Raw genomic sequence first — 12718 nt, forward strand, 5'->3', positions numbered from 1 at the left:
ACAGCTATATTCGAAAGACGCTATTGTAATGAAACTAGAAAATCTTTTCGTTGTGAAATGATGAACAAACTCAAGTTTTTTTCTGACCCAACAATTGTCTAAAGTGCTGCCATTTAAAATAAGGTCCCGGATCAGTTTTTCGGCCGGGTGCAACATCTGAATGTCCTGCAATATGGTTTTTAATTTCTGGATAAGCCTGACGAATGGCAGTAGTGACGTCGGTTAATACATCGTATTGTACTTCTTCAAAGGGCAAATCATCACTTCCTTCAAGCTCTATACCAATTGAATAATCATTGCATTCCACTTTGGCTAAATAACTCGAACGCCCTGCATGCCATGCTCGATCATTAAAATTAACGAACTGTAATACTTCCCCACTACGTAAAATCAGCAAATGCGTAGAAACCTGCATTCCTTCAATGGTCTGGAAATAAGGATGGACTGACCAATCTAACTTGTTTTGAAAAAACTGCTCAATATATCCACCTCCAAATTGAGACGGTGGCAAGCTAATATTATGAACCACAATCATTTGAATTTCGGTACCAGTCGGACGCTGGTTAAAATTTGGAGAAGGGATTTGTCTCGCCCCTTTTAATTGTCCATCTATAACTTCATACGGTGTGATTTGCTTCATTGAGATGCCAATAAATTGCTTGCCAATTGTTTTAGTTTAAAACAGTTATCTACTTTTCAAAGTAGTAAATGCGATTGTTTATCGCGATTAATCTGATAAAACAGCTTATTTTTAAAGTTGACGGTGCTAATATATCGCAAGTTTTAGGGTCATCTACAAAATGGAAACCGTATGAGCATACCTCAGTCTTTGCTTGAACAATCAATTCAAATCAATATTCAACAAGCATTACAAGAAGATATTGGGGACGGTGATATTACCGCTATGCTCACACCTGAAGATGAACAGGCAACAGCAACCATTATCAGCCGTGAAGATATGGTTTTAGCTGGACAGCCTTGGGTCAATGCACTCATCTCAGCTTATGACAATACGGTTCAGGTGACTTGGTTAAAACAAGAAGGTCAGCGTGTTGCTGCAAATGAAGCCTTTTTAAAGCTTGCTGGTTCTGCACGTAGCTTACTTACTGTGGAGCGCCCTGCTTTAAACTTTATTCAAACTTTATCTGCGGTTGCGACAAAAACAGCCCAATATGTACAGCATCTTGAAGGTTTAAACACAAAACTCCTCGATACACGCAAAACCTTACCAGGCCTCCGTATTGCACAAAAATATGCGGTAGCCATTGGTGGTGGTCAAAACCATCGTCTAGGTTTATTTGACGCGTTCTTAATTAAAGAAAATCATATTATGGCGGCAGGCGGTATTGCTCAGGCAATCGCCAAAGCCCATCAAATTGCACCCGGCAAGCCTGTTGAAGTCGAAGTTGAAACTTGGGATGAGTTAAATCAAGCACTCGAAGCTGGGGCAGATATTGTCATGCTTGATAACTTCAGCCAACAACAAATGATTGATGCCGTAAAACACGTTGCTGGTCGTTGTAAGCTAGAGGCATCAGGTAATATCACCATTGAAAACTTACGTGAAGTTGCCACCACAGGTGTTGACTACATTTCTATGGGCGTGCTAACTAAAGACGTTAGAGCTGTTGATTTATCAATGCGCTTTAATGCTTAAATAAAGTCCACATCGTTATTAGTATTTTTTTGCGACTTGGTCATGTCTGCTGCTTGTGTTTTCTGCCATGCTGACTGAGTCGCTTGCGCCCCATTATCACGTGGGTCGGCAGCCATTAAAACAAATGTAACTACTGCTAATAATACAATAAAACCTTGCAGCATAAATTTTCCCCATCACTTTAAAAAAATCAGGGTTCCAAGGTAAAAGATAAATATGACGAGGCTTAGGAGATTCTGTTACAAAAGGTAAGTCTTTATTTTTATTATTCATCTATACGACAGCATCTTCCCGCATAAAGTTTTATATGAATAGCCTAAACCCTGTATTTACTATTGTGACAGGGATATCTTGTTTCTCTCTATCAACCTACGCGACGGAGTCTTACCGTCTAGAATTTTTTGCCAACAGCTAATTCTGTTACTTTGGTTTTGCCCAAAGTAACCAAAGGCATTGTCATCTGCAAAACCTGCCCACTTTCATCCTCTATCCTATTTTGTTGCAAAAATAAGATCCTTATAGATTATAGACAGGTTGCAGATGACTTTTAGCACCAGCTAATGAGGAATAAATTCCAATACCCTCATTAAGGAAAATAACTTACCAACTTAAGACTCTAAATAACCCATATACGGATCAGAAATTGAATCTTCTTGAGTTTCTATACGACCCGCAAAACGGCGGTTGAAAGTAGCATCATCAGCTAAGGTCACAGTGAAGTCATACCAGCCACCAAATTCAGACATATCCCAAACCAGTTCTTTTTCAGAACGATCTGTTTCTATATTCCATGTCTTGTTTGCAAGATACGCATTTGCCTTGACTGTGAGCTTGACTGACTTATTACCATCATGACGCACTTTTAAATACAAATTCGCATCACACTCTTCCACACACACCCTAATTTCTGGCAATGCCTGAGTCTGGTTAGCTTGACTCAAATTGCCTTTAAATGCACGGTGGAAACCATTTGGACCAAGTACCCATAAATCGTACTGCCCATTTGTAGCATTCCATATATCATCGAGCTGTTTACCTGCCTCAACCATGTAACGACGTGGAATCGCTGTAAGATCTAATCTGTTATACACATGGAAAACCGCTGCCTGCTTACCTGTATTTGAGAACAGCAGTTTTACAGTCTTTTGTGCTGCATCAACTTTGGCACTGGTGTGCAAAATATAAGGCAAAGCACGTGAAGGTCTAATCCCCATTTCCTGCTGTGCAAATTGTTGCTGGCTTGGAACCGGAACTTGTGGCAATAAAGCTTGAGCAACACGAATAGCATCGGCCTCTGCTTTTGTTTTCTTACCTACTAACTCATTTACAGGCAAAAGGTTCGGGGTTTTAAAATCAAAAGCTGTAGTTAAATCGCCACACACGGCACGGCGGTATGGACTAATATTTGGTTCTTGCACACCAAAACGCTTTTCTAAGAACTGTAAAATAGAAGTATGGTCAAAGACTTGTGAATTCACCCATCCCCCACGACTCCATGGTGAAATCACATACATGGGAACGCGTACACCTGGTCCATAAACACGTCCATCTGTTGCGGGTTGAGATTTTGCTGTAGCGACTGCTGGATGATTAAAGTACTCATAAGACACTTGTTGATCACTTAAAGTCGTTTTCCCCTGAACTACACCTTTTTCATCTTTAGAAGGTGCACTTGGTGAAGGAATATGGTCAAAGAAGCCATCATTCTCATCAAAGTTCACTAATAAAACCGTCTGACTCCAAACTTGAGGGTTCTCAGTTAAAGCATTTAATACTTCCTGAATATACCAAGCACCCTGTACAGGACTAGATGGCCCCGGATGTTCACTGTAGGTCGCAGGAGCAACCAACCAACTCACCTGAGGTAATTTACCTTCTGCAATATCAGCTTTAAAACTACCTAAAAAGCCGCCGTCTGGCATAGTGTTAGCAATACCCTTATAAAGCGGTTGTGTTGCATCAATCTTGTCATCGTATGCTGGGCAAACGAGAGCATCATTACTTACAGGTTGCCCTGACTGCTCATTCGCACGGCGATACTGTTTGAAACCGGCTAGAGGATTGTCGGTAAAGTTATCCGGCATATTTTGATAGATTTTCCAACTAACGCCAGCCTGTTGTAAGCGCTCAGGATAAGTCGTCCATTCATAACCCTCATTTGAAGGACCAATACCATCAAACTCATTTACAACACTGGCAACACCTGCACCTGTAGGGCCATTCGTTCCAGTCCAGATAAATTTACGGTTCGGATTGGTACCAGCATGCATCGCACAGTGGTAAGCGTCACAAATGGTAAAAGCATTGGCTAATGCAAACTGATATTCCACTTCCTGTTTTTTGTAGTAACCCATCGATTGCGGCTTTTTATGCGCCACCCAATCGCTCATACGACCATTGTCCCAAGCGGCTTGACCATCCGACCATGAATGAGGCGTACCTGAAACGCGCTGTGCATTTCCTAAGCGGCTATCCAAATGGTAAGGCAATATTTTATTTTTCTTAGCATCATATTGTTCCCAAACCTTTCGGCCTTCCGTCATTGGAATAGTAAAGCGGTCTCCAAAACCACGCACACCTTTTAGTGTTCCGAAATAATTATCGAAAGAACGGTTTTCCTGAGTCAGAATCACGATGTGTTTAACATCTTGAATAGTTCCACTTTCAACCTTGGCATCAATTGCCAGCGCTTTCTGGATACTAAGCGGGAAACTCGCTAAAGCAGCTGTCCCAAACATGGTTTTTGTAGAATTTAAAAGAAATTCGCGACGATTCATTAGTTCTATCCTGAGTTCTTATTATGGTGCACAGTGCATTTTGCAATTACTGGTCGGCGGTGTTGTTGGCGATGAATTGTCTGAGTCGTTATCATCGTTACAAGCACTAAGCATAAGTGCTAAAGATGTAATTAATAAAAGTGAAAGTTTTCGCATTGGTTTTTTCCAAACGGTTTAAATGCGAACTACTAATAAAGCGTAAAAGTGACAGGCAAGTGATGTTTTTATGTCGATTTGATGAAGGCATAAAAAAACGCATCCGAAGATGCGCTTTTTTAGAAAGCGTAAAATTACCAGCCTAAAGCTTCTTGTTGCTTTTTAACTAGCTCGGCAATTCCTTTTTCAGCCATTTCTAACATGGCATTGCTTTGTGCGCGAGTAAACGGTTTGTCTTCAGCAGTACCCTGAATTTCAATGAATTCACCTGCTTGTGTCATTACTACATTTAAGTCAGTTTGACAGTTCGAATCTTCTTCATAACAAAGATCAAGTAACACTTCGTCTTGATAAATACCAACAGAAATTGCAGCAACTAATCCTTTAAGCGGATCATGCTTAATTTTCTTTTGAGACAATAAAACATTCATAGCATCAACCAATGCTACAGCCGCACCAGTAATTGATGCAGTACGTGTACCACCATCTGCCTGAATCACATCACAGTCGATGGTAATCGTGTTTTCGCCAAGCTTTTTCAAATCGACCATAGCACGTAAGCTACGACCAATCAGGCGCTGGATTTCCTGTGTCCGGCCCGACTGTTTACCACGCGCTGCTTCACGGTCACAACGCGAGTGTGTTGAGCGCGGTAACATGCCATATTCAGCAGTGACCCAGCCCTGTCCTTTTCCTTTTAAAAACCGTGGAACCGAATTATCGATACTTGCAGTACAAAGGACTTTGGTGTGACCAAACTCAACCAGAACTGAACCTTCTGCGTAACGGGTATAGTTACGTGTGATTTTTACTTCACGTAACTGGTCTAATTCACGTTGGTCAATACGCATAATCCTTCCTAACTTCTCTTAAATACAAATCTGGGCATAGTATAGCAAAGGATTTTGACAGGTTGAGTTTATTCCCTACTTTCAAATGTAAGTCTGCACTTTTAATGACTCAAAAATAAAAATAGCCCCTTAAAAGGAGCTATTTGGAATACCTTAAACAATGCACTGCCTTTATTAAGCAACTTTCCCAAACATGCCTTTCACCGCCTCAACAAAGGTCCGCTTGGTCGCCACTAAACGATCAACCACATTGTCAGGCAAAGAGTGAACAGCCAGACGTTTATACACACTCAAAATTTGAGATCCAAAGGGCGCTGTATTGTACTGTTGACCGAACTCTGCACAGACTTCACGTACTTTAGGTGCCATCTCTTGATAGCGGTTGGCAGGTACATCAGGAAACAAGTGATGTTCGATTTGATGACTCAAGTTACCACTCAAGAAATGCATGATTTTACCGCCAGTAAAGTTTGCTGAACCACGAATCTGACGCAAGTACCACTCTGCTTTAGTTTCATTATCAATATTGTCAGTGATAATTTCAGAGTCTTCTGTGAAATGACCACAATAAATCACGGTCGATGCCCAGTAGTTACGGATCAAGTTAGCAAAAAAGTTACCAGCCAATACTGGCAAGAACATTGGTCCTGCAATTAGTGGGAATAGCACATAATCTTTACCAAACTGACGTACCATTTTTTTACGTAGATTTTTAGATTCTACATACACTTCTTTCCAAGTTTTGGTGCCATCAAACAACACCTTTTCCATCTCTAGACGTTGCAAAGCCAGTAGCCATTCAAAACCCGTTGACAATACAAAACCCATTGGCACGTTGAATAAAAAACGAGGTTCCCACTTTTGTTCACGGCTCATGCGCATCACACCATAACCACTAATATCATGATCCATGCCAAACACATTGGTATAGGTATGATGCTTATAGTTATGGGTATATTTCCAGTCTTCACCAGTACATACTGTATCCCAGTCATAGGTTGCACCGTTAAGCGTTGGATCATTTAACCAGTCAAACTGACCATGCATCACATTATGACCGAGCTCCATGTTTTCAACGATTTTAGATACGCCTAGCATAGCCGTACCCAACAACCATACTGGTGGAATCCAACCACCAAACATCAACATGCCACGTGATGCAATTTCGGTGTAGCGTACAAAATTACGTACTTTGTAAATATATTTTGAATCTTTTTCACCGAGATCTTTCATCACTTCAAGACGAATTTCTTCAATACGGCGACCAAAAGCTTCTGTTTGCTCTGGGGTTAAATGTGCCGATTTTGATGTTGCTTTAAGTTCTACTGCCATATTCATAATGGTATCCTCAAATCTCTTTTATGTTTGTTTTTATAGATCAATCGTGACTGGGCTAAGGGCTTGGTTCACGCATAACTTAATTGCACGATTTGGTTGATCGTCAATTTCACCTGTTAATATATTCTGGGTGACACCACTGACTTTGGTACACGTACATTGGTTGCATACACCCATACGACAACCATGCTGTGGACGTAAGCCAGCTTGCTCTGCACTGCTTAATAACGTTGTCGTGGCAAGAAAGTTTTGTTGCGAACGACGGAATATGATGGGTTGTGCTTCATTAGACTGTTCGATTTGAACAGGCATGAAAAATTCTTGATGGAAGTTTTCCAACACATCATGTTGCTTATAAATATCTTGTGCCTGACGCATCATGCCGTGATGACCACATGCATACATTTGTAGGTCTTTAAAGTTCGGCACCAGTTTCGTCAACAATTTCGCATCTAAATGCTGCTTTTGCTCAGTGGTATTAAAAAAATGATATTGAAGCTCTGGATGCAGTTCTGCCAAAGCTTTTAATTCAGCATGAAAAATTTCTGCGCGATTAAAGTAAATGACATGAATCTGTTCAAGCTGCTGTTTCAATGCTTGCTGCAAAAGTGAATAAATTGCAGTAATGCCACTACCTGACGCAATTAAAATCGCAGGTTGCTGGCCTTGATGCAAAGTAAAATCACCTTGTGGCTGTGAAATCTCAATGCACTCTCCAACATGTAATCGTTGAGCTGCACTAGACACTAAGCCCTGTACTTTAATACCTAAAGAGATTTCACCTTCATTCGTTACTTCAATAATTGAATAACTACGCTGGTGGTAAACCCCATCTATAAGTAGGGTCAATAAAATACTTTGTCCAGCACATACCTGATCGAATTTGAAATTACGATTCGGTTTTAGCTTGATAAGCACCATATCGGTATGTAGAGACTGAACTGCGGTAACTTCTGCAAGTACGCGTTTCCAAGCCCAAGTCACGTTAATTTTCTGCAAAACAAAATCAACGAAATCTTCTCGAACCAAATGTGGCTGATAACTAAGTGTTGCGTTCATACGTTCCTCTTTTGTATCTGGCTATTTATTTGAGTGAACACATGTTCGTATAGTGAACATATGTACACTATATTTATAACCGCTCACTCAGTCAACACTTGTTCACTATTTTTTTTATGAAAGTTTGCTCTTTTTTGTTAGACTCTGGCTCACGGTTTAAATAGGCTCTTTTAATGTCGATACGGGATGAACGAAAACAGCAAAGTCGTCAGGCACTCCTCGATGCAGCCTTGCATCTAAGCACGTCTGGGCGTTCGTTCAGTAGTATCAGTTTGCGTGAAGTTGCACGTGAAGTTGGTTTGGTACCGACAGCGTTCTATCGTCATTTTCAAGATATGGATGAACTTGGTAAGGAACTAGTCGACCAAGTTGCGTTACATTTAAAAAGTGTTTTACATCAATTGGGTCAAAGTTATTTACAACATAAATCGACCAAAACTCAGACCAGCATTGAGCTATTTGTTCAGGCGGTAAATCATAGCCCTAAGCAGTGGCAATTTATGATTTCCGAGCGTTGGGGCGGTTCAGAAACGGTCCGTGCAGCAATTGCCCGAGAAATCGAATTTCTGATTGAAGATTTAACAACCGATCTTACCAAACTCGAAAATTTTAAACATATTCAACATCCTCAAGACTTAAATGTCTTGTCTACTATTTTGACCAACATGTCTTTTACATGGGCAATGACGTGGCTCAATCTATCTAAACAATATCAAGACGAGCAGCTCAAACAGCAACAAACTGCCTTTATCGAAAATGCTTCTACACAAGTTCGCTTACTCTTTAGAGGGATTGCAAACTGGGAACGGTAAGAGCGGCAAATGACAAAAAACAGGTTATGTGGTAATACGTAAAGAGAGAAAGAAAAAGGCTAAAAATTTCGAGAAAAGTCTTTTTCTTTTTACAGGAAGTAAACTATTAGTTAGGCCAAACTGGTGTGGGAATACCTATGAATCTTGATCGTCATACACAGTTTTTGATGCGTAAAGAAAAAATTCTGAGCGTGGCAGAAAAATTGTTACTAGAAAACAATCAGGAAATTACTCTAGATGAGTTAGTGGCCGAGCTGGATATTGCTAAAGGCACACTTTATAAGCATTTTAGAAGCAAAAATGAGCTTCTACTTGAGTTAATTATTCAAAATGAAAAGCAAATTTTAGAAATTTCTAAAAAATATAATACAGATTTCAAAGAGTATGCACCACATTACATGCTTCACCATTTGCTTACGCCTGGAAAAACAATTTTATTGCATCAACTTGAAGAAAATCTGACGATGACAGAGTCTAAGTTGAAGCATCTTTTCGAAGAACTTTATGAAATCCGCCAACAGCGCATTTTAGCTATTAAAGATATTACTGAAAATTATTTAAAATCATTAAATTATGATATGTCGATTCGTGATTATTTGTCTTACATCTGGTCACTCACCTACGGTGCATCATTGCTTTTAAATTCTACGTATTACCAGCGTTCTATTGGTTCTCGCCAAAAATTAATTAATTTATATATTAATCAGGCATTATCGCTACCAACTCAAACTGTTAATTTTGATGTGTTAAATTTTCAAATTGAAGATGAAAACCCAAAAAATTAATTGAAATATTTCGTGATAATTAACAAAAAATTAAACATCGATATAAATTTTAATTGAATAAAAATGGGCTTCAGATGAAGCCCATTTTTGAAGTAAAGCCTAAACAACTTATTTGGCTTTACGTTCTTTCTCAATTAAATAATTAAGAACTTGAGTGACTTTACCATCTTCACCCTGCACAACATATTTACCATTAACTACAACCGCAGGAACACCTGTTAATTGGTACTGTTGAGCAAGTTTATTTGACTCGGCAACTTTTGCAGTTACAGCAAATGAGTTGTAAGTGCTATTAAATTTCTGTTCAGGCACGCCATAACGAGTAAAGAACTTCGCAGCAGAAGCCTGATCAAAAATTTGTTGACCGTTCACTTGAATCGCATGGAACAATGGTAAATGCGTGCGCTTACGTACACCTAATGCCTCAGATGTATAATATGTACGTGCCCCTTGTTCCCACATTTTATTCATTGCAGCTGGTGTACGTACAAAACGTACATCTTTAGGAATCTGTTTTAACCACGTTTGCATATGCGGTTCAAGTTTAAAACAGTGTGGACATCCATACCAAAAGAACTCTCGAACTTCGATTTTCCCCGGAACTTCCACTTTGCCTGGATTGGCAATCACGGTGTAGTCTTTACCAGCAACAAAATCTGCTGCTATTGCACTACCCGATACGGCCATAATTGCTGCACTCAAACCACCCAAAACCAATTTTTTCATTGCTACAGCTTTTCCTCTAAGTTGTTATGCATTAGCTTATGCCCTAAATATAAAACAAATATGCTAAATTCGTTTTGCTTCTGTGAAGTTTTTTATTGGGTTTATCGCTTTTTCCCCAATAATCGCTACACTAACGGCGAATTACATCCAAAAAGATAACTCAAGTTTAGAGGTAGCACCATGTCGCAATTGAATGTTGATTTACAAGAAATCGCAAAGTTTGAAGCACTTGCTGCCAAATGGTGGGATCAACATTCTGAATTTCGCCCACTTCATCAAATTAATCCACTACGTTTAAATTGGATTGATGAACGCGTAGGCGGTCTTGCTGGAAAAAAAGTACTTGATGTCGGCTGTGGTGGCGGTATTTTGGCCGAGAGCATGGCACGTCGTGGAGCAGATGTACTCGGTATTGATATGGGTGAAGCACCGCTAGCTGTAGGCCGTTTGCATGCTCAACAAGACAATGTTCAAAATATTGAATATCGCCAAATTCCTGTAGAAGAATTAGCACAAGAACAAGCAGGTCAATACGATGTGGTGACTTGCATGGAAATGATGGAACACGTTCCAGATCCTGCATCTATTGTAAGAGCTTGTCAGGCTTTGGTTAAACCGGGCGGCCATGTGTTCTTTTCAACCATTAACCGTAACCCAAAATCTTATTTATTTGCCATTATTGGTGCAGAATACGTACTACGCATGTTGCCAAAAGGTACTCATGATTATCATAAATTTATTCGCCCTTCTGAAATGGCACATGACATTCGTAATGCAGGCCTTACCTTAAAAGAAATGACTGGACTGCACTACAATCCGCTTACCAAGCATTACTGGTTAGCGCCAAATGTCGACGTTAATTATATGGTTCACACAATCAATACAGGTGCATGATGAAAGCTGTTTTATTTGATTTAGACGGTACTCTTATCGATACGGCTGCCGACTTCATTCGTATTATTCAGCAAATGTGCCGTGATGAAAGACGTCCGGTTGTTGATGCCGACCTAATTCGTACTCAGGTTTCTGAAGGCGCTCGTGCGATGGTTAAATTGGTCTATCCAGAGCTGGATGTGACCAATCCAATTTTCTTGGCACATCGCCAAAACTTTTTAGACCTTTATGGCAATAACATTGTGGTCGATACAGACCTGTTTGAAGGCATGTATCCGCTTCTAGAAGCGTTAGAAGCTAAAGAAATTCCGTGGGGTATTGTGACCAATAAACCTCGTGGTTTAAGCGAGTCTCTCTTAGAGAAGTTAAATCTGACCGAACGTTGTGCAGTTTTAGTGTGTCCTGAAGATGTCAGTCAAACCAAGCCAGATCCAGAACCAATGTATTTGGCGGCTAAACAGTTAAATATCCCAGCAAATGAAATTATTTATGTGGGTGACCATCCACGTGATATTGATGCTGGTCGATATGCCAATATGTATACTATTTTGGCTGCATATGGCTATTTACCAATCGAACATCGTGATGATCTCGCTGCATGGCAGGCCGATTCGATTGTAAATACGGTGACAGAATTACACGATATGTTACGTCAAAAGCTTCCTGCTCTACAGGAAAATCAGCGTATGATAAGTTAACATAAGAGTTTTATAGGCTTTTTTAACAGTTATTCGTTTTATCAATATAAAAAGAAGGAGGTTTACCAATGAAATATTCAGAATACCAACCTCGTCCAGATCTACTCAAAGATCGAATCATTTTAATTACCGGCGCTGGCGATGGAATTGGGCGAGCTGCAGCTCTGACTTATGCCCTACATGGCGCAACCGTTGTACTGCATGGTAGAACCTTAAACAAACTAGAAGTTATTTATGATGAAATTGAAAGTCTAGGCGCACCGCAACCTGCAATTTTACCCTTACAGCTTTCGAGTGCTTCTGACCGTGATTATGACTTTTTAGTCGATACTCTTGAGAAACAGTTTGGACGCCTAGACGGTATTTTGCATAATGCAGGTATTTTAGGTGAGCGCGTAGAGCTAGCACATTACCCAACCGAAACTTGGGATGATGTCATGGCGGTTAATTTGCGCGCGCCTTTTGCTTTGACTCAAGCGCTATTACCACTTTTGCAGAAATCAGAAAATGCCTCTGTGGTATTTACCAGTTCTGGTGTAGGCCGTGAAGCACGTGCTTTATGGGGTGCATATTCTGTCTCAAAAATTGCAATTGAAGCGGTGAGCAAAATTTTTGCAGCGGAAAATATTTATCCAAATATCCGCTTTAACTGCATTAACCCAGGCGCGACACGTACCGCAATGCGTGCTAAAGCCTACCCACAAGAAGATCCGAAATCCTTACCTACACCAGAGTCGATTTTGCCTGCTTATCTCTATTTAATGGGTGAGGATAGCTTGGCACTCAATGGTCAAAGTATCGATGCACAGGATTAAAATGTTAAAGATGAAAAGCTAAATAAAATTACAGCCGATCATCAAATCTGGCTTGCCTATACCTGAAAAGATATATACAAGCCTTTTTTATTATTGATAAAAACTCTTGATCTATCCGTAATTTTAATTGAACCATTAAATGATCTTCAC

The 12718-nt window shown here is 40.0% G+C and carries 13 protein-coding genes; 6 read left to right on the plus strand and 7 right to left on the minus strand.

Annotated features, from left to right (window positions below; translation table 11 throughout):
- Positions 1-70: 70 nt before the first annotated feature.
- Positions 71-640 (minus strand): 1,6-anhydro-N-acetylmuramyl-L-alanine amidase AmpD, encoded by a 570-nt coding sequence (gene ampD, locus AC07M3_RS17125; RefSeq protein ID WP_199990989.1) that lies wholly within the window; start codon positions 638-640, stop codon positions 71-73.
- A 171-nt stretch (positions 641-811) separates the two neighbouring features.
- Here ampD and nadC point away from each other — a divergent pair, with 171 nt between their 5' ends.
- Positions 812-1657, plus strand: coding sequence for a carboxylating nicotinate-nucleotide diphosphorylase (gene nadC / locus AC07M3_RS17130; RefSeq protein ID WP_199990988.1), 846 nt, complete (start codon positions 812-814; stop codon positions 1655-1657).
- On the opposite strand, the gene AC07M3_RS17135 is transcribed toward nadC, so the two are convergent.
- The 5 genes from AC07M3_RS17135 to AC07M3_RS17155 all read right to left on the minus strand — a co-directional run bounded on the left by AC07M3_RS17135 (position 1654) and on the right by AC07M3_RS17155 (position 7838).
- Positions 1654-1821, minus strand: coding sequence for an ABZJ_00068 family colistin stress protein (locus tag AC07M3_RS17135; protein ID WP_004640355.1), 168 nt, complete (start codon positions 1819-1821; stop codon positions 1654-1656). The two genes, nadC and AC07M3_RS17135, sit on opposite strands and share 4 nt — an antisense overlap.
- 444 nt (positions 1822-2265) lie before the next feature.
- Positions 2266-4434, minus strand: coding sequence for a phosphocholine-specific phospholipase C (locus AC07M3_RS17140; RefSeq protein ID WP_494567822.1), 2169 nt, complete (start codon positions 4432-4434; stop codon positions 2266-2268).
- 290 nt (positions 4435-4724) lie between these two features.
- Positions 4725-5441 (minus strand): ribonuclease PH, encoded by a 717-nt coding sequence (gene rph, locus AC07M3_RS17145; protein WP_199990986.1) that lies wholly within the window; start codon positions 5439-5441, stop codon positions 4725-4727.
- 174 nt (positions 5442-5615) lie between these two features.
- Complete coding sequence (locus tag AC07M3_RS17150; protein ID WP_005037672.1) at positions 5616-6779, minus strand: fatty acid desaturase family protein; 1164 nt, start codon at positions 6777-6779, stop codon at positions 5616-5618.
- 33 nt (positions 6780-6812) lie between these two features.
- Positions 6813-7838, minus strand: a complete 1026-nt coding sequence (locus AC07M3_RS17155) for a ferredoxin reductase (protein ID WP_494567821.1) — start codon at positions 7836-7838, stop codon at positions 6813-6815.
- 173 nt (positions 7839-8011) lie between these two features.
- Here AC07M3_RS17155 and AC07M3_RS17160 point away from each other — a divergent pair, with 173 nt between their 5' ends.
- Positions 8012-8650 carry a TetR family transcriptional regulator gene (locus tag AC07M3_RS17160; protein WP_199990983.1) on the plus strand — a complete coding sequence of 213 codons (639 nt, stop codon included), beginning with the start codon at positions 8012-8014 and terminating at the stop codon, positions 8648-8650.
- 137 nt (positions 8651-8787) lie between these two features.
- A complete protein-coding gene (locus AC07M3_RS17165; protein WP_005037677.1) occupies positions 8788-9435 on the plus strand; it encodes a TetR/AcrR family transcriptional regulator in 648 nt (215 codons plus the stop codon).
- 108 nt (positions 9436-9543) lie between these two features.
- Here the strand turns inward: AC07M3_RS17165 and AC07M3_RS17170 are convergent, their stop codons facing one another.
- Positions 9544-10161, minus strand: a complete 618-nt coding sequence (locus AC07M3_RS17170; RefSeq protein WP_494567820.1) for a thiol:disulfide interchange protein DsbA/DsbL — start codon at positions 10159-10161, stop codon at positions 9544-9546.
- A 180-nt stretch (positions 10162-10341) separates the two neighbouring features.
- Between AC07M3_RS17170 and ubiG the strand changes: the two genes are divergently transcribed.
- From ubiG to AC07M3_RS17185, 3 genes are all read left to right on the plus strand, one after another.
- The gene (gene ubiG, locus AC07M3_RS17175; protein ID WP_003655787.1) at positions 10342-11055 is read left to right on the plus strand and encodes a bifunctional 2-polyprenyl-6-hydroxyphenol methylase/3-demethylubiquinol 3-O-methyltransferase UbiG; all 714 of its coding nucleotides are present in this window, start codon (positions 10342-10344) and stop codon (positions 11053-11055) included.
- A complete protein-coding gene (locus tag AC07M3_RS17180) occupies positions 11052-11753 on the plus strand; it encodes an HAD family hydrolase (protein WP_494567819.1) in 702 nt (233 codons plus the stop codon). The genes ubiG and AC07M3_RS17180 overlap by 4 nt, the downstream gene beginning before the upstream one ends.
- A 68-nt stretch (positions 11754-11821) precedes the next feature.
- Positions 11822-12568, plus strand: a complete 747-nt coding sequence (locus AC07M3_RS17185; RefSeq protein ID WP_092710455.1) for a YciK family oxidoreductase — start codon at positions 11822-11824, stop codon at positions 12566-12568.
- Positions 12569-12718 lie beyond the last annotated feature (150 nt).

The sequence above is a fragment of the Acinetobacter sp. GW821-FHT09D10 genome (genome assembly GCF_059416285.1).

Bases quoted from the DNA above. Each gene is read 5' to 3' on its own strand.
- AC07M3_RS17140 (WP_494567822.1), bottom strand. From the start codon at position 4,434: ATGAATCGTCGCGAATTTCTTTTAAATTCTACAAAAACCATGTTTGGG.
- AC07M3_RS17180 (WP_494567819.1), top strand. From the start codon at position 11,052: ATGATGAAAGCTGTTTTATTTGATTTAGACGGTACTCTTATCGATACG.
- AC07M3_RS17170 (WP_494567820.1), bottom strand. From the start codon at position 10,161: ATGAAAAAATTGGTTTTGGGTGGTTTGAGTGCAGCAATTATGGCCGTA.
- AC07M3_RS17165 (WP_005037677.1), top strand. From the start codon at position 8,788: ATGAATCTTGATCGTCATACACAGTTTTTGATGCGTAAAGAAAAAATT.
- AC07M3_RS17160 (WP_199990983.1), top strand. From the start codon at position 8,012: ATGTCGATACGGGATGAACGAAAACAGCAAAGTCGTCAGGCACTCCTC.
- AC07M3_RS17150 (WP_005037672.1), bottom strand. From the start codon at position 6,779: ATGAATATGGCAGTAGAACTTAAAGCAACATCAAAATCGGCACATTTA.
- AC07M3_RS17155 (WP_494567821.1), bottom strand. From the start codon at position 7,838: ATGAACGCAACACTTAGTTATCAGCCACATTTGGTTCGAGAAGATTTC.
- AC07M3_RS17185 (WP_092710455.1), top strand. From the start codon at position 11,822: ATGAAATATTCAGAATACCAACCTCGTCCAGATCTACTCAAAGATCGA.
- nadC (WP_199990988.1), top strand. From the start codon at position 812: ATGAGCATACCTCAGTCTTTGCTTGAACAATCAATTCAAATCAATATT.
- AC07M3_RS17135 (WP_004640355.1), bottom strand. From the start codon at position 1,821: ATGCTGCAAGGTTTTATTGTATTATTAGCAGTAGTTACATTTGTTTTA.
- ubiG (WP_003655787.1), top strand. From the start codon at position 10,342: ATGTCGCAATTGAATGTTGATTTACAAGAAATCGCAAAGTTTGAAGCA.
- rph (WP_199990986.1), bottom strand. From the start codon at position 5,441: ATGCGTATTGACCAACGTGAATTAGACCAGTTACGTGAAGTAAAAATC.
- ampD (WP_199990989.1), bottom strand. From the start codon at position 640: ATGAAGCAAATCACACCGTATGAAGTTATAGATGGACAATTAAAAGGG.